Origin of the sequence: Gracilimonas sp. (assembly GCF_035704785.1) — a bacterium.
Lineage (GTDB): Bacteria > Bacteroidota > Rhodothermia > Balneolales > Balneolaceae > Gracilimonas.
Genome location: NZ_DASSWP010000101.1, coordinates 1 through 20,424 on the forward strand (window position 1 = coordinate 1; position 20,424 = coordinate 20,424).

Here is a 20,424-nt window from a genome sequence, read left to right on the forward strand (position 1 = left end):
GCTTCCTGAACTTTCCCGGAAAGCCAATTGTCGAATTTCGAACGAAGAACTACTACACCGTTGTAGGGTGTTTCATTGAAGTGCGATGATTTGAAATCAAGAGTAAAAGCTGATTGCTCATCCATGAGGGTAAGCCGGCGATGATTGATGAATCGCTCCCAACCCGCGTCTTCCTCTTCCCAGTAATTAGGAACGAGTTTTGCGAGATCACTTCCCCACAAAACACCGCCGGAAACATTCTTGGAACCGGCAAATTCACCTCGTTCAATCAAGAGGAATTTCATGTTGTTTCGGGCGAGGGTCATAGCCGCAGCCAATCCTGCAACACCACCACCAATTACGATACAATCAAACTTTTCGTCCATGTTGGAAATTTTGAATGGTGAATTTTAAATGCTGAATGATTCAAAATTCAACATTTAGCATTTAAAATTAACTTTTAATTTTTTTTAATTCTTCGATGAAGGGAGGGAGTACTTTGTATAAGTCTCCAACAATTCCATAGTCGGCGATCTCGAAGATGGGGGCGTCGGGGTCTTTGTTGATGGCTACGATCACTTTGGAATTTGCCATACCGGCCACGTGCTGGATCGCACCTGAAATTCCTATCGCAATATACAACTGTGGGGAAACCACTTTCCCGGTCTGACCGATCTGTAAACTTGGATCGTAAACTCCGGCTTCTGTCAACGCACGGGAAGCTCCTATTCCGGCATTTAACACTTCAGCCAGTTCAGAGATTAATTTCTGTCCTTCCTCGTCCTTTACACCACGACCGGCAGCAACAATAGATTCCGCTTCATTCAGGTCAATGGTATCACCGGAAGCGGAGATGATTTCTTTGAGGGTTGCTTTCAGCTCGCTATCATCCATACTGAAATCGACATTCACTACTTCAGCTGAAGTTTCATTTTCAGCCAGGTCGTAAGACCCGGATCGAACGGAGACGAGCACAGTGTCACCTTTGGCTTGGGTATTGGAAATGATCTTGGCAGCCATAACCGGTCGCTTGGCTTTTACGCCACCGTCAATTAATTCAAAAGAAGACACATCAGGCAAAACGGCTGCATTCTGGTTGGCAGCAAGCGCACCTAAAATATCTTTGGTTCCCTCTGTAGAAGCGAATGCAAACACAGAAGGATTTGAAGATTCCATTACTTTTACCAAAGCTTTCAGTAAAGGTGTGTTCATGTGATTTTTGAAGATCGGATCTTCCACTACATACACTTTGGAAGCACCGTATTTCTGAATGCCTTCCACAAAAGAAGAGGCATTTGCATCTACAACAACAGCCTCAACGGAATGTCCGCCCTGGTCAGCGAGTTGCTTGCAATGGGAAAGTACCTCTAAAGATGATCGTTTAATTTTGCCGTCTGCAATGGCGATGTGTGTAAGTATTGTGCTCATGATTGTCTGATTTCGAACTTAATTTCTTATTGTGTGAAAGCTTTCAGTCGTCAGCTCTCAGCTTTCAGTGATTATTAAAAAAACTGAAAGCTGAAGTCTGATAGCTGAAGCCTAAATTACGTTTGCTTCCGTATCCAGCAGTTGTGCCACTTCGCGGGCGATCTCATCCGCTTCGCCTTCAAATTTCTTACCGGCTTCACGTTCGGGTTTTTCTTCGTAGCCGAGAACGGTAGTGCTGGCAGCAAGTTCATCATCACTTAAACCAAGAGATGAAAGTTCAATCTGTTCCATCGGTTTACGCTTGGAGGCCATAATTCCTTTCAAATTCGGAATCCTCGGCTCATTCATATCATTTGAGCAGGTAACAGCACAGGGGGTTGGAAGTTCAATCATTTCCTGACCCGTATCGCCTTGTCGTTTTACGATGAGTTTGCCATCTTCGGCTTCAAGTCCTACCGCGTTGGTAGTGTAGGGAAGGTTCAGTATTTCAGCCACCATGCTTCCGGTCAATCCGGCATCGGTATCCTGAGATTGCTTTCCAAGTGAAAGCACATCGTATTCTTTATCCTCAAAAAACTTAGCAAGAATTCGGGCATAGGAGCCGGAATCATACTGTTCATCGCCGGTGGAAAGAATGTGCGTGGCTTTATCAGCACCCATGGCCAAAGCCTTTCGGATGGTTTCAGAAGCTTTGGATGCCCCAATACAAACCACTTCAACTTCACCGCCGTGTTTCTCTTTTAAGACAAGGGCTTCTTCCACAGCAGAAGCATCATAGGCGTTGAGGATCTGACGATCGGCATCTTGTATTAATTTACCGTCTTTGATCTGGAGAGGTGCGTTAACATCGGGCACCATTTTAATACATACGTAGAATTTCATTCGGGTTGAATTTTTTGCTTCAAAATTTCAATTTTGGAACCGCTTTTTCAGGGGCGCTAATATACAAAACCGTCAGATAAATGTTTTAGTTCTGAAGAACTTTGAATTTGGTACAATTACTCAAATTCAATAAAGTGTACAGCTTTAATTTGAACCTTTTATGAAGTCTCTTGTTGCCGACCATGAAGTTTATTTAATGCATCCCAGGCAATCCCAAATAAAATGAGGCTGGAACCGGCATAGAGAGCATTGAAAGTACTTGTTTCAAAGTAAATGTATACCATATCGGTAATAACTAAAACCAGCAATAAAATGATCAGGATCTTTTGAGTCTTAATTTCCATCGTGGATCAGTTTTGCAATTTTTCATAGTCGGATAAATGCCCCTGATCGGTTTGCCTTAAAAGTTCATAAGCTTCTAAACGTATATCCCTTTCTGCTGACTCAAACACAGCAGCTATTTCCCGGGATTTGGTATCAAAGAAAATATCAAAGAGGTAATTGCCGGTTGAACGTCTTTTCACGTCCTGAATTTCATTTAAAGCGGTAAGTACTTCCTGTCTTGCTTCCTGAGGTTTCTCTATAAATTGATCTAAACCTAACCTGTGATAACGGTAATAGGCGGATCGCAATGGTTGGTAACCGGGTGAGATCAAATCTGTGACTAATGTATTTCGATTTCTTCGGTTGTTGGTATTACGAGTCCAACCTAATGCGGTGGTGGTCTGGGCCAGGCTCAGGATATTCTGAGCGTTAACGAAATAATCAGTGCCCCCTAATTCTGAAAAAGTATCAAAATCGTATCCAAGCATTATATAACAGTAAAAATCGATAAAGCCTGTAAGGGGATCGAACTGAAGTTCATCATGAATCAAGCTTTTCCCCTCGGGATAACTGAATTGCCATGAGTTATCACTTAACAATATTGTGGTTGTCCTTACTGTAGTGTTATAAATGGGTCGCTGCATCTGAAATATTGTTTCTGCTGAAAATGTGTAATCTGAAGTTCCGCTCGTAAAAATGATTTGTATGGAGCAATTGATGCGTTCTTCACTCTGAAATTCCTGATCTGTCCAATTATATTCGTTGATATAACTTTCCAATGCGGGTTTTAAATTTTGAAGATACGCATATGAAGAGCCTTCCAGTTGTTCTGTATTAATGGTAACAGAACAGTCAAATTCCTGAGCATAAATAGTTGTGTTATAAACAACAAAAATTATCCCGCAAAATAGAAACGGGTTTATTACTTTACCTAGGGTTTTAAAATATATCATATCGATGATTATAGTGACATATAATGATACGAATACGATACCTTCTTTATAAAATTTGTTTGACGTTTATTTTCGGGACCGTCTCTTTTCATACTTATGCCCAAATAACGATGGGGGCAAAGGGTTTAGGTATGGGGCACGCAACAACGGCTCTCCCGGAGTATGATTGGGCATTGTTTGCAAATCCGGCATTATTGAATAATGATAAGGTAGGCTTAGGGTTTTATGGCCTCAGGAATTATGGATTTGCGGAGATCACCGACATGTCTGCAACTGGAAGTGTCCCCACCGGATTTGGTGTAGCAGCTTTAGGCTTCCACCGTTATGGTGATAACTTGTACAATGAAACGCGAATTCGTTTCGGTTATAAGAATGAATGGCAAATGCTGCATTTTGGCTTAGTTGCCAGTTATAACCATATATCTTTTGGGGCAGATTATGGCTCAGGAGGGGCTTTTGGTTTAGATGTTGGGATAGCGGCACAATTAGCAGAAGATCTGTGGATCGGTGCACGATCAACAAATATAAACCGTCCTGAATATGAGGGGATCAATGAAGAGTTGGCAAGGGAAATTGGGATCGGCTTTTCCTATGGATTGAATGAACTGGCTGTTTTTGCTTTTGATGCAGTAAAAGATGTCAGGTTTCCTGTTTCCTACAGAGGGGGGCTGGAAATAAATATTATTGAAGAACTAAAAGGCAGAGTAGGTGTTACAACTGAACCACTGAGCTATTCACTGGGCTTTGGATACGGAATGGAGCGTTGGGTCATAAATTTTGCAGTGCAAAAACATGAACTATTAGGGTTTAGCCCCGGCGTTGATTTCATGCTTTATTTTTAATGAATAAGCTGTTTAAATGCATATCGATTATTGTTGTATTGGGAATAACGGTGTTATTACCCGGGCTGGTTTTTTCTCAGGATACTACAAGTGTTGAAGAGCAGCTTGAAAAAGCGTTTGAAGAGTTGGACCCGGAAGAGTCTGATTTATCAGGGGAACAACTAACTCAATTTCTGGAAGACCTAGCTTCAAATCCCATTAATATAAACCGAGCCGGACTTGATGAATTACTTCAGGTTCCGGGAATTAATCTGAAAATAGCCCGGGCTATTTTAGATTATAGAATCGAAAAGCCGTTTGAAAGTCGTGAAGAACTGTTGGAAGTGAGAGGCATCGGCCCTGCTACTTATAATAGAATGCATCCGTATGTTACCGTTGGTGGTGCCGGCGCACAGTTCAGAGACATGTTCATGCGGCCGGAGTACTGGCTGGCCGGACGTAGGTTCGATATTTTTTCCCGCTATCAACAAGATCTACAGACCAGGGAGGGATATATTCGTCCTGATTCTTCCGGGGGGTATTTAGGTAGTCCGATCAAGTACTATCAGCGAATAAGAATGACGACCAATCATCTTTCCTTGAATCTTACTCAGGAAAAAGATCCGGGTGAAACACTGAATGGCGTTACTGATTTCGATTACAATTCAGGGCATATCGCTTTAGTCAATAACGGTAAACTTAATGATCTGGTAATTGGAGATTACAGTGTGAGTTTTGGGCAGGGACTGGTTCTTTGGTCGGGTGGGGCTTTCGGAAAGGGGCGCGAAGTGACCGGGACGATCAGTAAGAATGAACGAGGTATTAAGCCTTATTCATCAGCTCAGGAAACAGATTTTTTTAGAGGGATAGCTGCATCATATGGAAATCAAATTGAGATTACTGCTTTTTACTCTGATCGTCCGCGTACGGCATCAGTTATAAATGGCGACACAACCAGATTTCCCGGTTCGAGTGGATTTCACCGAACCATCAATGAGAAAGAACGTAAGAATAATATTGATCAAATGACGGCAGGAGGCCGAATTCGGGTTGATACCCGTTTTGGCCTGATTGGAGCTACAGGATACTATAATACATTCAGCAGTTATGTAGCGCAGGGAACTTCATTAAGCAATAAATTTGATTTTGAAGGTTCCGAAAATTCTGTTTTAGGAGTTGATTATCGAGGATTGCTGGGAAGCGCCTTTTTATTTGGGGAATTTGCCCGCAGTGAAAATGGAGGTTTTGGAGCCGTGGGAGGAATAGAGACCCCTGTTGGTGACAATACAGACCTGTCCATATCCTATCGAAATTATCGGCGGGATTTCCAGTCTTTTTTTGCCAGTGGTTTTGGCGAGCGGTCCTCAGACCCACAAAATGAGGAAGGTTTTTATGTAGGATTAAGGCATGATGTAAATGAGAAAGTAGTACTGAGCGGTTACTTCGATCAATATTATTTTGCTTCACCAATATTTGGGACCACACAGGCTACAGGCGGTTTCGATATGCTGGGGCTTATGGAGGTTTTCTTTAACTCAAACCTCAATATATATCTTCTTTTCCGTAATGAGACCAAGGATGAAGAGTATGAGGTCATCAATGAAATGGGAAATGAAGAATTGAAAATGGGGCAGGAAAAAAGATCAAGTATCAGAGCCAATTTTGAATATTGGGTAAGTCCGGCTGTTCGGTTACGGTGCCGGGTTGAATTCGTAAGAAATCAGGAAGCAGGAGGAAATCTGGAATCCGGGTTTTTGATGTATCAGGATCTTCGGCTTCAACCAACAAGTAGGTTGAGATTTGATGGAAGAATTAGCTTCTTTGATACTGACAGCTACACGACAAGAGTTTATCAATTTGAAAGTGACTTACTTTATGTAATGTCAAATACAGTATTGTATGATCGGGGGCAAAGAGCTTATGTGACTATTAAATATGATGCTGCAGATTTCCTGGATGTCTGGTTTAAATACGGTATTACGATCTTTGAGGACACTCAAACGCTGGGAAGCGGATTGAGTGAAATTCAGGGGAATACTCGTAATTCCATAGGCTTTCAAGCACGTCTTCAGTTTTGAATATCCGATTTCTTATATCAACAACTCCCCCTATATTGATGCGAATTTAAAAACAACTGTATATGACATTAGAAGGCTGGGTCGTTTTAGGGGTAATTATATCATGCCTGGCGTTTTTGGTAGGCACCTCTATATCAGTTGATATCATATTATTTGCAGGTTTAGCTGTTATTTTCATTTCAGGGATCATCCCTGCTGAGCAGGCTCTTTCGGGCTTTTCTAATGAGGGGATGCTTACAGTTGCTGCATTATATATTGTAGCGGCAGGACTGAGAGAAACCGGGGCAATTCAATTTATAGTTCAAAGGGTGATGGGCAATGCTCGTACTGTGAGAAAGGCTCAACTGAGAATTATGAGCCCGGTAATGATAATGAGTGCCTTTCTAAATAATACCCCAATTGTCGCGTCTTTTATCCCGGCCTTGGAACGGTGGAGCCGTATTTCCAAGATCCCGGTTTCAAAGATCTTAATACCTTTGAGTTACGCAGCTATTCTAGGCGGAACCTGTACTCTTATTGGTACAAGTACTAACCTGATCATTAACGGTTTATTGATCGAAGAAGCGAGCACCCGTACACTTGGTATTTTTGAACCTGCACTGGTGGGGGTTCCTTGCGCCATAGCCGGCTTTATTTACCTTTTTATTTTTGGAGATAAGCTGCTTCCTGCAAGGGGCTCCAGTATGGATACCTTTAAAGACCCCAGGGAATATACTATTGAGATGATAGTACAAGAAAATAGTGCTCTTTCAGAACACACTATTGAGGATGCAGGTCTCAGGAACCTGCCCGGTTTATTTCTTATCGAAATTCAGCGGAACGAGAGAGCGATCCCAGCTCCGGGTCCCTATGAAAAGCTTAGAGACAATGATCGGCTTATCTTTACAGGAATTGTAGACTCCATCATTGATCTGCAGCAAATTACCGGATTGATCCCGGCAACCAATCAGGTGTTTAAGCTTGATTCTCCCAGAAATGAGCGGGAGATGATAGAAGCTGTTGTTTCTCGTTCCAACCCACTGGTTGGCAGAACAATTAAGGATGGAAATTTTAGGGTACGCTATGATGCCGTTGTACTGGCTGTATCCAGAAGTGGAGAACGTATAGATGAAAAAATTGGGGATATTACCTTAAAAAGCGGGGATGTATTGTTATTGGAAGCACATCCTAATTTTGTGCAAAAATACCGCAATGCCAGTGATTTTTTCCTGGTGAGTTCAATAGAAGGTTCTTCTCCGGTTACTTACGAAAAAGCTTGGATAGCAGGACTTTCTCTATTAGCTATGGTGGTATTGGCTGCTTCCGGGGTGTTAAGTATGCTGCAGGCAGCTATTGTAGCCGGCGGATTGCTACTGATAACCAAATGCTTTCAGTATAGTACTGCACTCGAGAGCGTAGACTGGAGGGTATTGATTGCGATTGCTTCGGCACTTGGCTTGGGTAATGCATTACAGTATACAGGTGTGGCACAATATTTGGCCGTAAATTTATTATCACTTGCAGGGGATAATCCAACATATGCTTTACTATTAACCTATCTGGCCACATGGCTTCTTACTGAAATAATCACCAACAATGCTGCAGCAGTTTTAATTTTTCCTATCGCAATATCTCTGGCAAAATCAATGGGGCTGGATTTTATGCCCTTCGCCATGGTAATGATCATCGCTGCATCTTCAAGTTTCTCAACGCCGATCGGTTATCAAACCAACTTAATGGTATATGGGCCGGGAGGTTATAAGTTTACAGATTTCCTGAGAATAGGTCTTCCCTTGAATTTGATAGTAGCTACTATCGCCGTATCTTTAATTCCTTATTTTTGGAATTTTTAAAACAACAGGTGAATGCTGAACCAAGTCATTAAGACGGCAGAAAAAGCGGGTAAAAAGATCTTAGAATTTTATGAGACGGATGTTGAAGTCATTACAAAAGATGATAACTCTCCGCTGACCAAAGCAGATCTGGCTGCGCACCACATCATCGTTGATGCTTTAAAAGAAATGGATCCCGAAACCCCTGTTATTTCTGAAGAGTCAGGCATCCCCGAATATTCAGAGAGAGAGAGCTGGGATCGATTTTGGTTAGTTGATCCTCTAGACGGAACGAAAGAATTTATCAAGAAGAATGGTGAATTTACGGTAAACATCGCACTTATTGAAAATAAGAAGCCGGTATTAGGAGTTGTTTATGTACCGGCCTTTGATGTGATGTATTACGGAGAAGAGAGCATTGGGTCTTATAAAAAAGCGAATGGAGAGTCTGCCGAAAAGTTGGAGACACCCGAATTTGAAGCTCCCGGTAAAGCACGTATAGTTGTCAGCCGCTCACATGGGGATGATACTACAGCAAAGAAATTGAAAGGTATCGGAATTGAAGTAAGTGAGGAGGTTCCTTCCGGAAGCTCCATTAAGTTTTGCCTGGTGGCAGAGGGAAAAGCAGATCTGTATCCCCGGCTTGGACCAACCATGGAATGGGATACGGCGGCAGCCGATGCCGTGTACCGATTTTCAGCTAAAGATGGAGAAAAATACTCTCCTCTGACCTACAATAAAGAATCATTTAAAAATCCTTATTTTTTAATTGGATTGAATGAATACGTAAATGTTGAAAATCTGTAGTAACAAAAGAAATTTTATTTATCACATAGTGAATTATACCAATGAGTGAAAATCAAAAGGACTCACATCTAAAAGAGTTAGAAAACGAAGGGATATATGTAATGAGAGAAGTGGCCGCTCAGTTTGAGCGGCCGGTACTGCTTTTTTCAGGAGGGAAAGATTCTATTGTTATGTTCCATCTGGCGTTGAAAGCCTTTCATCCCGGGAAAGTACCTTTTCCATTGATGCATATCGACACCGGGCATAACTTCCCTGAGACGATAGAGTTTCGTGATAAGTTAGTAGAAAAATACGGAGTGGAGTTGATCGTCGGTAGTGTACAGGAATCTATTGATGCCGGTGATGTGGAGGAAGAAACCGGACCTGATGCCAGTCGAAATGCCCTTCAAACCCGGACCCTCCTGGATACACTTAAGGAACATCAGGTTGATGCAGCTTTAGGTGGTGGTCGCCGGGACGAAGAAAAAGCCCGGGCTAAGGAGCGTTTTTTCTCTCATCGTGATGTATTTGGTCAGTGGGATCCCAAAAACCAGCGTCCTGAGCTTTGGAATCTGTTTAATGGACGTAAAAAGCCGGGTGAAAACTTCCGTGTATTCCCGATCAGTAACTGGACCGAAATGGACGTTTGGCAGTACATTGCCCAGGAAAATATCGATATTCCTGAGCTTTATTTTGCACATGAGCGGAAAGTATTTAACCGCCGAGGTGTGTGGTTGGCAGATACTGATTTCGTAAATCGTATGGATGAGGAAAAGCTGGAAACAAAGACCGTACGCTTCAGGACTATAGGCGATGCTACTTGTACAGGTGCGGTACTCTCAACCGCTTCAAATATGGAAGAAATTATACAGGAAGTAGCCTCAGCCAGGCAAACGGAGCGAGGTAATCGCCATGATGACAAACGCAGTGAAACGGCTATGGAAGACAGAAAACGACAAGGGTATTTTTAAGGAGCTTTCAGGCTTCAGCTTTCAGCGATCAGTTGCTGAAAGCTGATTGCTGTCTGCTGAAAGCCACAAAAACTAAGAATAACGGTCGTCGGTCTTCCGTCTTCCGTCAAAAAAAACAACATGAGTGAAAGCAACAGAACAGTGAAAGAAGAAAACAGCGACAACAAATACCTTGATATGGATCTGCTCCGGTTTACAACAGCCGGGAGTGTGGATGATGGAAAAAGTACGCTTATCGGGAGGCTTTTTTATGATTCGAAATCCATTTTTGAGGATCAGATGGAGGCTATTGAGAAATCCAGTAAGAGCAGTGGAGAAGAGGATGTAAACCTGGCATTGCTTACTGATGGACTTAAAGCCGAGCGTGAGCAAAAAATAACCATCGATGTGGCTTATCGTTATTTTGCAACCCCTAAACGTAAGTTCATTATTGCGGATACTCCGGGGCACACTCAGTACACCAGAAACATGGTGACCGGTGCTTCTACGGCTGATCTTGCAGTGATCCTGGTGGATGCTTCCAAAGGGCTTCTGACACAATCCCGGCGCCATGCATTCATCTCATCTTTACTTCGAATTCCACACCTGGTGGTGGCCGTAAATAAGATGGATCTGGTTGAATATGATGAAAAGGTATTCGATGAAATCGTTTCAGAATTCCGTGATTTTGCAAGAAAATTAAACATTACAGATGTAACCTATATTCCAATTTCAGCTTTGAAAGGGGATAATGTGGTTGATAAGAGTGAAAACACAGATTGGTATAAGGGTTCTACGCTGTTGCATCATTTAGAAACGGTAAAGGTAGATGCTGATGAGAACATCATAGATTTCCGGCTTCCGGTACAATATGTGATTCGCCCAAATCAGAACTTCAGAGGCTTTTCAGGAAGGATATCTTCAGGGCACATTCGTCCCGGTGATGAAATTACTGTACTGCCATCCGGACTTTCCTCCAAAGTGAAAGAGATCGTAACGAAAGATGAGAATTTAGAAATAGCCTATCCCGGAGATTCTGTTACGCTGACCATCGAGGATGAAATTGATATCAGCCGCGGCGATATGATCGTTCGCAAAAACAATGTACCTACTGTCAGAAACGACTTTGAGGCTTATGTTTGCTGGATGGATGAAAAGCCGATGGATCTAAACAAGCAATACATTCTGCAACATACAACCCGAACAACTCAGATGTATGCCGAAGAATTAGTTTATCGGATGAATGTAGACAGCTTAAATCAGGAAGAAGCTGATGAGCTTAAACTCAATGAGATCGGTAGGGTGAAACTTAAAACCAGTCAGCCCATATTTTTTGATGCGTACCAGATAAACAAGCGTACGGGTAGTTTTATCATTATCGACCCTGCTTCCAATATCACTGTAGGCGCAGGGATGATGCGTGCCGGTTCTACAGTTTCTAAAGATCCCAAGTCTGACAGTAAACGCTCATCTTTCGTATCACCTAATGTGGTTTGGGAACCTTGGAATATTTCACGGGAAGAAAGAGAAAAAAGAAATGGCCATAAAGCAAATGTGCTTTGGTTCACCGGAATATCAGGTGCAGGTAAAAGTACCATTGCCAAAGAACTTGAACGCAGGCTTTGGGATGAAGGTAAGCAAACAGTGTTACTGGACGGTGATCAGGTACGTCATGGTTTGAATGGAGATCTGGGTTTTAGTCCTGCCGACCGAACTGAAAATATTCGAAGAGTGGGGCATACAGCTCGCCTTTTCTTTGAACATGGTAATATTGTGATATGCACTTTTGTGTCCCCATATCAAAAAGACCGTAAGGCATTGAAAGAGTTATTTCCGGAAGGTAAATTTCAGGAAATTCATATTACCTGTGATCCAAAAACGGCTCAGGAACGTGATCCTAAAGGCTTATATGCTAAAGCAATCAAGGGTGAAATTAAAGGACTGACCGGTTTCGATGCCGATCATGAATCTCCCGAAGATCCGGCACTTAGCATTGATACTGATTCTTTATCAGTGGAAGAGGCTGTAGACGAGATCATCAAGTTGATCAAATAAATTTCGAATACATAAAAAAGGAAATACGAGCTAACGCATTTCCTTTACTGATGTCAGTGATTCCGCCATACAGGCTGAATCCACTGGTTGATCCCTACTTAGAAGTAATATCCAATGTTAATGTTGAAACGGGTATTCCAACGGGCATCATTCAGGCCTTGTCCTAGTCCTTGCCCAAAGTTTTCTGTAAGCCAAGGATGGTTACTTCCGCGAGCAATATCAAAGTAGGTGTACACATTACCGGCTGTTAGCAAGAAGCCAAGTACGTGCTGATGTACGTTGTTATACCCGTCAATATTTTTCTGGAAGAAGGTGTAATCATTATAGAAATTCAGATTTGTGATGGGCCCCCAGTCAACATCGTAGCTGTAACTTAGTCCTGCAGAGTACATGCTCATTTTTGTTGCTACAGGGTATGGAGAACCATAGGCACCCATATTTACGAAATTTACTTCTTGTCCATTGTCATTCTGTGCATCCATTCCGTAGTTGGTAAACTGACCTTTGAAATTCCAGTTCCCGTAATTGATATCGGTATGAATAGCTAAGGCATAACGGGAAGAGGTTTCATTCAGCGCCTGATTCCAGATCTGTCCAACCTGACCGCTGGCTCCAACATTTACAGTTCCGTTATCAATATCAAAAGTTCGCGTTCCACGGAGATTTAGCTGATTTCGCTCATAATTGCTTTGGTTCCCGGTAGGAACAATGTCATAGGAATAGCGTCCGGACCCTCCAAAACCAAATGAACCGGATCCGGCTGCAGGTCCAGCAGGCTCAGGCTGAAAGAAATAGGCAGCCATAATATCCCAGTCTTCTGCAGTATGGGTATATTTGCTTCCCATATCTTGATCATCTTCAAGTCCTACATAATAAGGTCCCTGAAACCACCAGTTATGTGAATTGTACTGAAGGTTACCGAAAGGAACCTGAGTTACACCGATCTGGATATTGTCTTTCTCATTAAAGTCATATCCAATCCACCCTTGCTTTACAAAGTGGGTGTTGAAAGTGGGATAGAAGCGATACTCAAAATTTAATTTCACACCGTTATTTTCGGCATTCACGTTAATACGCCAAGTATCCCAGGTAAACTGTGCATCATTATTGTCTGTGGTCCCGTCTTCATAATCGGTAAGAATTACGTTGTACCGCACCGCGCCGCCCACGGAAAGAGAGGATTCATCATCCTGTCCCATGGCTTCAAAGGTATATGTGGACAAGAACATCAAAAATGAAATAATAAAAAGTATGAGCTTTTTCATGATTAGATCCGAAAATTTAAATTTAGGTACTATTATTATTTTGACGAGAAACTCTCCCAATAGGCGGAGGGAGGAGAACACCGTGAAACGGGCAGTTTTTGTTTCACATTTATTAGGTGTTTTGTCTTATACTTTAAGATCAAAAATATCAGTGTAAATATAACAGCTATGAGTATGCTTTTAAAATTAGACCTAAGCTAACTTATTTAAAAAAAGGACTTAAACTGTTATGTCGATTTAATAAAATTGAATGAAGACAAGTAAATTATAACCCGCCCACTTCGCCCATAGCAAAACATATGAAATCAAAAACGTTCAGTATTCTTCTCCTTTCCATATTGACGGTACCAATTACCGGCTTATCTCAAATATATGCTCAGGAACAGTTTACGCGGCAAGATACTCTTCGCGGTTCTATTACTCTCGAAAGAGCCTGGTGGGATCTCAGCTATTACCATCTCTCCGTAAAGGTCAATATTGCCGACAGCTCAATTTCCGGGAGTAATAAAATTCAGTATGTGGTCTTGGAACCATATCAAACCATGCAGATAGATCTTCAGGAGCCTCTGGAAATAACCGGGATCACTCAAAACGATCAGAAATTGGAGTACAGTAGGCAGGGAAGTGCCTTTTTCGTGGAGCTTGAAGCTGATCAAAGAGTGGGTGAGGTTAATGAACTGACTGTACATTATTCCGGAAAGCCGAAAGTAGCTGTACGCCCGCCCTGGGACGGTGGCTTTACCTGGACTGAAGACGGTAACGGAAAACCCTTTGTGGCAACTTCAAACCAGGGAATAGGGGCGAGTGTTTGGTGGCCAAATAAAGACCATCCGTACGATGAACCGGATAGCATGCTTATCAGCATCACCACCCCGGATTCTTTGATGGATGTTTCCAATGGAAGACTTCGCAATGTTGATGAACCGGGAGATGGCACTAAAACATGGCATTGGTTTGTCTCAAATCCCATTAACAATTACGGAGTGAATATTAACATCGGTGATTATGTACACTTCAGTGAAGAATATAATGGTGAAAAAGGAATCCTGGATCTGGATTATTATGTGCTTCGGGAAAACCTGGAGAAAGCAAAGGAGCAGTTCAAGCAGGTGAAGCCTATGATGGATGCATTTGAACATTGGTTCGGTCCTTACCCCTTTTATGAGGACGGATATAAACTGGTGGAAGCTCCCTATTTGGGGATGGAGCATCAAAGTTCGGTAACCTATGGTAATGGTTATCAAAATGGGTATCTGGGGCGTGATCTTAGTGGTTCAGGCTGGGGAATGAAATTCGATTTTATCATTATTCATGAGACCGGACACGAGTGGTTTGCCAATAATATCACCTATGCAGATGTAGCTGATATGTGGGTGCATGAAGGTTTCACCAACTATTCCGAAAGCCTGTATCTGGATTATCATTATGGAGAAAAAGCGGCTAACGAATATGTTCAGGGATTGCGATTAGGTATCCAAAACGACCGGCCATTGATCGGGCCTTATGGTGTGGATAAGCGCGGATCGGGAGATATGTATAATAAAGGGGGGAACCTGCTACACACCCTTCGTCAGGTTGTTGATAATGATTCACTTTGGCGAGAAACGCTGCGCGGGCTGAATCGGGAATTCTATCATCAAACAGTTACATCTAAAGAGGTTGAGGAATACATAAGTAAGAAACTTGAAATGGATTTAGCTCCTTTCTTTGATCAATATCTGCGTGATACAAGAATCCCAACTTTGGAATATGCGTTTCGAAATGGCCGATTGATGTATCGCTGGGCCAATACTGTCAATGACTTTAACATGCCGGTTGATGTGAGCATTAATGGAAGGGAGTTAAGACTTACACCAACTACCTCATTAAATAGTATTATGGTAGTTGAAGAATCGGCTGAAGCCCGATTGATCTTAGATCCAAATTACTACGTCGGCAGCTTTAATTTACTTGGGGAATAAAGAACCGGTTCAAAGAAATATTGAACCGGTATTCAATAGTGAGATTAATTTTCAATTGGGGTGAAACGAGTGACTAAATTTTCAACCGGATTGACGCTCCTCAGATACGCGTAAATAGCTTTCAGCTCCTCTTCGCTCATTTGAGCAAAATTTTTCCACGGCATTAAAGTGTTGAACTGACCGGCCGGAACTTCCCGAAATTCGAAAGATGAATCAGCATAAGCTTTAAAGCGGCTTACAAACATGTCTTCCGTCCAGCTTCCTATACCGGTGGTTAGATCCGGAGTGATATTGGCTGTACGAACGATGCTTCCATCTTCTAAACCAAATTCAAATCCTCCTGCCAATTCCATTCCGGGTATATTGGCTCCTTTTTCCTTTGGGGTATGACAATCCATACAACTTGCTGCAGTTACTAAATATTTACCCCAGGAAACAGGATCGCTTTTATCCGGTGCTATACCGGGCTCAACTTTTGTAGGTATAGTATTGATGATAAAATTCATAGGAAAGAAGGATTCAGATTCCGGTACTTCATGCTCAATCGGATCTAATGTTCTCAGGTATGCGATCACGGAATAAAGGTCTTCCTGATCCATCTGGGAATAATTAGGCCAAGGCATAATGGGGAATAATGCACGTCCGTCTTTATTAACTCCGGTTGTAATGGCTCGGTATATCTCACCATCGGTCCAATTTTGCAGATTGGCAGGTGTGAGGTTAGGAGAATAATAGTTACCGGGCAATCCTTCCTTTTCCACTCCAAAAAGATTCCCGCCCGCGCCAAGCATTTCCGTTTTCGGGGGATGTGCAAACTTGGTTTTTTCCTGTGGTGTATGACAGTGCATACATCCCATTACATTATTCGCGAGGTGCTTTCCCCGGTCGATACGTTCAGCAGTCAGTTCGACCTCAATATCAGGAGCAGGGCCGACATCAGGTAAGGCTGCGGATACATAGATCAGAGCAGCAGAGATCACTGATATTAAAACCAAAAACACTACTCCCAAAACTATAAGCAGTTTCTTCATAGCAAAATAAATTTAAGTTAGAGAAGCTCTTGTACCCGCTACTTCTTTCCAAAACAAAAGCCTCATAGGTTATGAGGCAAATGTGCATAATAATTTTTTAATTAGCTATAGGGCAGTAGGTTAGCCGAAAAATAAATTTTAAAGGGAAAGGGTAATATGTCTTCCGTCTATATCCAGATCACTGAATCCAAACTCATTTTTTATCCACTTAAATGTTTCAGGATGGTAGAAAAAGACATGGGTCTCATCACTTTTATAATACCAGGCGTGGAAATCGCGGTCATCGGTATAAAGGTCTGTTTTAAGAAAAAGTGCTCCCTTGGGTTTGAGCATATCTCTTAGGTTCTCGAATTCCTGATAAGGTTTGTGAAAATGTTCGATAACTTCGCAGCTGACGATATAATCGTACTTGAGGGTTAGAACTTCGGGATGATTGTCGAAGAAAGGGTCAAAAACATTGAGTTCATATCCGCGATCCGTCAGCATTTTTGTAATGACCGGGCCGGTTCCGGAGCCAAAATCCAGGCCAAGTGAATCTGGATCAAAGACGGTCGATATTTTTTCAACCAGGGGAGATACGAAGTTTTGGTAGCGGGGATCTTCCACATCATTATTGTGGCTTGAATACCGGTGTATTTCTTCCTCAGGGGTAGGATAATCACCAATATCCATGAGCACAGCTTTACAATTAGGGCATCGGTTGTATTGCCGGTCTTCCTTTTCGTAAAAGTAAAACGATTCCGTCTCGGTATTGCAAAGTGTGCAGTTCATTACCTTTTTCTGGAAAGGTAGCGTTTACACCACCAAGATGTAAGGCGATGCTACTGGCTGGGATACCAATCTTTTAAGCGGACCTCAATATTCTTTCCTTCCCAGTCCACTATTTCTTTGAACCGCTCAATATCCTGCCCGCGGTGGTGGTAGGGATACATAATGGCCGGTTCAAAATCTAAAACAGCACTTGCGGCCTGGTAAATATCCATGGTGTAGGGAAGATTCATGCATACGAAAGCGATATCGATACCTTCCAGGGTTCTCATTTCGGGGATATCTTCTGTGTCACCGGAAATATAAATGTCTTTACCGCCCATGGTGATTACATATCCATTTCCCCAACCTTTGGTATGGCGGGCTCCTTCATTTGGGAGATTATACATGGCTATGGCCTTAATATTTATTCCGTTTTGTTCCAGTGATTCTCCATTATCAAGAATCATGATCTGGTCAGAATACTGTTCCGGCATTTCATCGGCTACTGCCTGAGGGACAATAAAAGTGGCATTTTCAGTATTCAAACTGTTGAGTGTCTCAGGGCTCAAATGATCACCGTGAGGATGGGAGATCAGGATCAGGTCGGGAGAATCTTTGTCTTCATAAAGTGCCGCATCACCCCAAGGGTCTACATAAACGTTCAATCCGTTCCATTCAAAAACAACGGAGCCGTGCAGAATAGGGTGTATGACCAATTCTCCATTTTCAGTTTCAATTCGATCGGGATCGCTATTAAGTTGAGCCTGTACTAAAGTGAAGGGAAGCACGGCAAAAATAAGTATCAGAGGGAGTAAACGCAGCATAATGGTAATATTTGGTTGATTTTATAGGCTAACCGAAGAATTAATGATAGCATTCACAAACCCAAAAGTGTTCTAATAGGGCTTCTCTTTTCTTCAAACGTTTTGAGTTAAGTGGTGTAATGAAGAATTACCGGCAGGCTAAGGCTTATCCGGGATAACTTCCGCCAATGTAATTACGCAGTGAATCGATCTCCACTTTTTGTTTGGCAATAATGGTTTTCACCAGGTCACCAATAGAGATTACACCAACCACTATATCTTCGTCAACAATTGGAAGGTGGCGGATCTTATGCTCCGTCATCAGCTGCATGCACAAATTAACCGTATCATTGGGTTTAACCTGTATCACTTTATTTGTCATAATTTCTTTGACAGCGGTAGTCTTAGATGTTCTTCCTTTCAGTATCACCTTATTTCTGTAATCCCGCTCTGATATGATACCTGCGAGCTTGTTTTGCTCCATTACCAGTAAAGCTCCAACATTAAGCTCCGCCATTTTGGCGATGGTATTATAAACGGTTTCGTCCGGCTTAACGGAATAAACTTCTCTTCCTTTTTGATTTAGAATTTCATTGACCTGCATAGGTTACCTCCCTCTGATACTTGTGATTGTTATCAGTGTAATAAAAGCATTTTTGGGATATTTGCAAGTGATAAACCGATATGCGAAAGGAATTAATTTATTCCAGCCAGTGAAATATGGCATCAAAGGCTTTTTCTCTTACTACTTTTGGGGAGAGGAATACATCGTGCATAGCTTCCGGTATCTCGCCAAAGGTGACATCGCCCCCTAATTTCCGGCCAAATTTTTTTATATGATCGATATTAAGCACCATATCCGTTTTAAGAACGATCTCGTTCCAGTTTTTAGGTCTACTTGAAGAATCGGAATGCAGGATCAGAATAGGAATATCAATATTTGAAGCCATGTGAAGCTTTTTTTGAGCCCGGTTTATGGCGTAAATCCATTTGAAATACGCAGGAAATCCCTGAATGGGTTTCCATTCGGTATTGTAAGACCATTCTCCATGTTTCTCCTTCGAAAGGCTGGCTCCATATAAATGTGAAAATGGTTTTTTACGTGCTGAATAAGGAAAAAAGAAAGAAACAAGGCCGGCCATGGGAAGCAAAAACATCCGCTGCCAAAAGCTAATGTTAAACTCCAAAAATGGGGAATTCAGAATAAGCTTTTCAATTCGATCTTTATACTTGCCGGTATTTAGATATACCCCGGCTATCAATCCGCCGGTGGAATGGCCTAAAATGATCACATTCTTTTCGGCAATAATTTCCAGAGCTTGATCAATTTCCTCAAAATATTCGGTAACAGAACGGCAATAATTCGGCGTTTGATGAGGAAGAAGAGACCGGCCGTATTTCCTCAGATCAAGGGCAAAAAAGTTATAACCTTGTTCATGGAATTTTTCAGCAACATGAGCGTGAAAGAAATAATCGTTGAACCCATGTAAGTACAATACAGGCTGTTGCCCTTTTTTATTTAGATGAGAAGTGATCAAAGTGGCAATAACGCGCCCTTCATAATCTTCTCCCAGCTCCAGTGTTTGTTCTGAAAAGTCTTCGAGCGTCATCTTAGTTATTTGATTTCTTTGACCCGTCCAATTTGACCATCGGTAAGCCGAACTTTTATTCCATAAGGGTGCCGGTCGCTATTGGTAAGTATTTTTTGAACCGTTCCAAAGGTTAACTCTCCGCTGTGCTGGTCTTTTTTGAGGACGATCCCCACTTCCATTCCCGCTTTGATGTGTGCTCTTCTGGTTCCGTCCATTATTATTCCCCGTATTTATGTTGAATGTATTCTACAGATGTTCTGATCATTTCTTCCAAAATATTTTCGTCGATGTCATCCAGTTTATTGATGTATAAACAAGATTTTCCGGTTTTATGCTTTCCGAGTTTTGCAAGCATTTTTTCATACTTACCAAAACCGGACATAATATAAAGGGAAATACTTTGCTTTCTGTTACTGAAGCCTACCTGCATCCAATCACCTTCACGCCCGCTTTCATATTTGTAGTGATAGCTGCCATAACCAACTATGCTATCACCCCACATGCTGCCTTCATGGCCGGTAACTTTCTGCATCATCTGGTGAATTTTTTGGCAATCCATCTTACGTTGCGGATCATCGATGGCATTGAGGTATGCTTCAATGCTTGCGTCATTCTGTTTTGTTTTTAATTCAGCCATAACAACCTTTAATGTTAATTCAACTTTTGGGTTTGGGATTTTAGCAGTTACATACTATATACTCAACTATGAATAATCCACTAAAAAAATATTTTGGACCGAGTACGTTAGTAGCAGCAGCATTCATTGGTCCCGGCACGGTTACAGTTTGTACACTTGCCGGTGTTCGCTCGGGATATACGCTGCTTTGGGCACTTCTTTTTTCAGTGATCGCCACGGTTATCCTTCAGGAGATGACCGGTCGACTGGGCATCATTACCCGCAAGGGGTTTGGAGAAGCCATTCGCGAACAATTGACCAATCCGGTGCTGAAAATAT

21 protein-coding genes are annotated in these 20,424 nt (G+C 42.1%); 8 read left to right on the plus strand and 13 right to left on the minus strand.

Translation table 11 applies throughout. The annotated features are described in order from the left end of the window. The 5 genes from VFM80_RS05875 to VFM80_RS05895 form a co-directional block, all read right to left on the minus strand. Positions 1-365 (minus strand): FAD-dependent oxidoreductase (locus VFM80_RS05875; protein WP_395070505.1); only part of this gene is annotated, 365 nt, incomplete at its 3' end. Positions 366-432: 67 nt separating this feature from the next. Continuing rightward, complete coding sequence (locus VFM80_RS05880) at positions 433-1,407, minus strand: electron transfer flavoprotein subunit alpha/FixB family protein (RefSeq protein ID WP_395070507.1); 975 nt, start codon at positions 1,405-1,407, stop codon at positions 433-435. 111 nt (positions 1,408-1,518) lie between these two features. Then, positions 1,519-2,289, minus strand: coding sequence for an electron transfer flavoprotein subunit beta/FixA family protein (locus tag VFM80_RS05885; RefSeq protein WP_395070509.1), 771 nt, complete (start codon positions 2,287-2,289; stop codon positions 1,519-1,521). A 158-nt stretch (positions 2,290-2,447) separates the two neighbouring features. Beyond that, positions 2,448-2,633: a hypothetical protein gene (locus VFM80_RS05890; protein ID WP_395070511.1), complete on the minus strand. Its 186-nt coding sequence runs from the start codon at positions 2,631-2,633 to the stop codon at positions 2,448-2,450. 6 nt (positions 2,634-2,639) lie between these two features. Next, a complete protein-coding gene (locus VFM80_RS05895; RefSeq protein WP_395070513.1) occupies positions 2,640-3,566 on the minus strand; it encodes a DUF4835 family protein in 927 nt (308 codons plus the stop codon). 131 nt (positions 3,567-3,697) lie between these two features. On the opposite strand from VFM80_RS05895, the gene VFM80_RS05900 reads away from it, so the two are divergent. From VFM80_RS05900 to cysN, 6 genes are all read left to right on the plus strand, one after another. Further along, a complete protein-coding gene (locus VFM80_RS05900; RefSeq protein WP_395070515.1) occupies positions 3,698-4,408 on the plus strand; it encodes a hypothetical protein in 711 nt (236 codons plus the stop codon). Next, positions 4,408-6,465: a ComEA family DNA-binding protein gene (locus VFM80_RS05905; RefSeq protein WP_395070517.1), complete on the plus strand. Its 2,058-nt coding sequence runs from the start codon at positions 4,408-4,410 to the stop codon at positions 6,463-6,465. Before VFM80_RS05900 ends, VFM80_RS05905 begins: the two co-directional genes overlap by 1 nt. Before the next feature lie 62 nt (positions 6,466-6,527). Beyond that, on the plus strand, positions 6,528-8,297 hold the full coding sequence (locus VFM80_RS05910) for an SLC13 family permease (protein WP_395070519.1): 1,770 nt from the start codon (positions 6,528-6,530) through the stop codon (positions 8,295-8,297). A 12-nt stretch (positions 8,298-8,309) separates the two neighbouring features. Beyond that, positions 8,310-9,083 carry a 3'(2'),5'-bisphosphate nucleotidase CysQ gene (cysQ, locus tag VFM80_RS05915; RefSeq protein WP_395070521.1) on the plus strand — a complete coding sequence of 258 codons (774 nt, stop codon included), beginning with the start codon at positions 8,310-8,312 and terminating at the stop codon, positions 9,081-9,083. A 41-nt stretch (positions 9,084-9,124) separates the two neighbouring features. Then, entirely contained in the window at positions 9,125-10,033 is a 909-nt protein-coding gene (gene cysD / locus VFM80_RS05920) for a sulfate adenylyltransferase subunit CysD (RefSeq protein ID WP_395070523.1), read from the plus strand. 120 nt (positions 10,034-10,153) lie between these two features. Then, positions 10,154-12,067, plus strand: a complete 1,914-nt coding sequence (gene cysN / locus VFM80_RS05925; RefSeq protein WP_395070525.1) for a sulfate adenylyltransferase subunit CysN — start codon at positions 10,154-10,156, stop codon at positions 12,065-12,067. Between the two features lie 98 nt (positions 12,068-12,165). Here the strand turns inward: cysN and VFM80_RS05930 are convergent, their stop codons facing one another. Continuing rightward, positions 12,166-13,332 carry a hypothetical protein gene (locus tag VFM80_RS05930; RefSeq protein WP_395070527.1) on the minus strand — a complete coding sequence of 389 codons (1,167 nt, stop codon included), beginning with the start codon at positions 13,330-13,332 and terminating at the stop codon, positions 12,166-12,168. Positions 13,333-13,631: 299 nt separating this feature from the next. Between VFM80_RS05930 and VFM80_RS05935 the strand changes: the two genes are divergently transcribed. Beyond that, the gene (locus VFM80_RS05935) at positions 13,632-15,293 is read left to right on the plus strand and encodes a M1 family metallopeptidase (protein ID WP_395070529.1); all 1,662 of its coding nucleotides are present in this window, start codon (positions 13,632-13,634) and stop codon (positions 15,291-15,293) included. A 44-nt stretch (positions 15,294-15,337) separates the two neighbouring features. Here the strand turns inward: VFM80_RS05935 and VFM80_RS05940 are convergent, their stop codons facing one another. From VFM80_RS05940 to VFM80_RS05970, 7 genes are all read right to left on the minus strand, one after another. Beyond that, positions 15,338-16,324 carry a c-type cytochrome gene (locus VFM80_RS05940; protein WP_395070531.1) on the minus strand — a complete coding sequence of 329 codons (987 nt, stop codon included), beginning with the start codon at positions 16,322-16,324 and terminating at the stop codon, positions 15,338-15,340. 138 nt (positions 16,325-16,462) lie between these two features. Next, positions 16,463-17,095, minus strand: coding sequence for a class I SAM-dependent methyltransferase (locus VFM80_RS05945; RefSeq protein ID WP_395070533.1), 633 nt, complete (start codon positions 17,093-17,095; stop codon positions 16,463-16,465). A 50-nt stretch (positions 17,096-17,145) separates the two neighbouring features. After that, the gene (locus VFM80_RS05950) at positions 17,146-17,898 is read right to left on the minus strand and encodes an MBL fold metallo-hydrolase (protein ID WP_395070535.1); all 753 of its coding nucleotides are present in this window, start codon (positions 17,896-17,898) and stop codon (positions 17,146-17,148) included. Between the two features lie 145 nt (positions 17,899-18,043). Beyond that, the gene (locus VFM80_RS05955; RefSeq protein WP_395070537.1) at positions 18,044-18,481 is read right to left on the minus strand and encodes a CBS domain-containing protein; all 438 of its coding nucleotides are present in this window, start codon (positions 18,479-18,481) and stop codon (positions 18,044-18,046) included. A 97-nt stretch (positions 18,482-18,578) separates the two neighbouring features. Further along, positions 18,579-19,487 carry an alpha/beta hydrolase gene (locus VFM80_RS05960; protein WP_395070539.1) on the minus strand — a complete coding sequence of 303 codons (909 nt, stop codon included), beginning with the start codon at positions 19,485-19,487 and terminating at the stop codon, positions 18,579-18,581. A gap of 5 nt (positions 19,488-19,492) precedes the next feature. Further along, positions 19,493-19,684, minus strand: coding sequence for a YwbE family protein (locus VFM80_RS05965; protein ID WP_395070541.1), 192 nt, complete (start codon positions 19,682-19,684; stop codon positions 19,493-19,495). Between the two features lie 2 nt (positions 19,685-19,686). Further along, entirely contained in the window at positions 19,687-20,106 is a 420-nt protein-coding gene (locus VFM80_RS05970; protein ID WP_395070543.1) for a DUF1801 domain-containing protein, read from the minus strand. A gap of 68 nt (positions 20,107-20,174) precedes the next feature. Between VFM80_RS05970 and VFM80_RS05975 the strand changes: the two genes are divergently transcribed. Continuing rightward, positions 20,175-20,424, plus strand: a 250-nt coding sequence (locus VFM80_RS05975) for a divalent metal cation transporter (RefSeq protein ID WP_395070545.1), incomplete at its 3' end; no start/stop codon positions are given.

Bases quoted from the DNA above. Each gene is read 5' to 3' on its own strand.
- VFM80_RS05955 (WP_395070537.1), bottom strand. From the start codon at position 18,481: ATGCAGGTCAATGAAATTCTAAATCAAAAAGGAAGAGAAGTTTATTCC.
- cysN (WP_395070525.1), top strand. From the start codon at position 10,154: ATGAGTGAAAGCAACAGAACAGTGAAAGAAGAAAACAGCGACAACAAA.
- VFM80_RS05880 (WP_395070507.1), bottom strand. From the start codon at position 1,407: ATGAGCACAATACTTACACACATCGCCATTGCAGACGGCAAAATTAAA.
- VFM80_RS05905 (WP_395070517.1), top strand. From the start codon at position 4,408: ATGAATAAGCTGTTTAAATGCATATCGATTATTGTTGTATTGGGAATA.
- VFM80_RS05895 (WP_395070513.1), bottom strand. From the start codon at position 3,566: ATGATATATTTTAAAACCCTAGGTAAAGTAATAAACCCGTTTCTATTT.
- VFM80_RS05950 (WP_395070535.1), bottom strand. From the start codon at position 17,898: ATGCTGCGTTTACTCCCTCTGATACTTATTTTTGCCGTGCTTCCCTTC.
- VFM80_RS05890 (WP_395070511.1), bottom strand. From the start codon at position 2,633: ATGGAAATTAAGACTCAAAAGATCCTGATCATTTTATTGCTGGTTTTA.
- VFM80_RS05960 (WP_395070539.1), bottom strand. From the start codon at position 19,487: ATGACGCTCGAAGACTTTTCAGAACAAACACTGGAGCTGGGAGAAGAT.
- VFM80_RS05940 (WP_395070531.1), bottom strand. From the start codon at position 16,324: ATGAAGAAACTGCTTATAGTTTTGGGAGTAGTGTTTTTGGTTTTAATA.
- VFM80_RS05885 (WP_395070509.1), bottom strand. From the start codon at position 2,289: ATGAAATTCTACGTATGTATTAAAATGGTGCCCGATGTTAACGCACCT.
- VFM80_RS05945 (WP_395070533.1), bottom strand. From the start codon at position 17,095: ATGAACTGCACACTTTGCAATACCGAGACGGAATCGTTTTACTTTTAC.
- VFM80_RS05935 (WP_395070529.1), top strand. From the start codon at position 13,632: ATGAAATCAAAAACGTTCAGTATTCTTCTCCTTTCCATATTGACGGTA.
- cysD (WP_395070523.1), top strand. From the start codon at position 9,125: ATGAGTGAAAATCAAAAGGACTCACATCTAAAAGAGTTAGAAAACGAA.
- VFM80_RS05970 (WP_395070543.1), bottom strand. From the start codon at position 20,106: ATGGCTGAATTAAAAACAAAACAGAATGACGCAAGCATTGAAGCATAC.
- VFM80_RS05930 (WP_395070527.1), bottom strand. From the start codon at position 13,332: ATGAAAAAGCTCATACTTTTTATTATTTCATTTTTGATGTTCTTGTCC.
- VFM80_RS05910 (WP_395070519.1), top strand. From the start codon at position 6,528: ATGACATTAGAAGGCTGGGTCGTTTTAGGGGTAATTATATCATGCCTG.
- VFM80_RS05965 (WP_395070541.1), bottom strand. From the start codon at position 19,684: ATGGACGGAACCAGAAGAGCACACATCAAAGCGGGAATGGAAGTGGGG.
- cysQ (WP_395070521.1), top strand. From the start codon at position 8,310: ATGCTGAACCAAGTCATTAAGACGGCAGAAAAAGCGGGTAAAAAGATC.
- VFM80_RS05900 (WP_395070515.1), top strand. From the start codon at position 3,698: ATGGGGCACGCAACAACGGCTCTCCCGGAGTATGATTGGGCATTGTTT.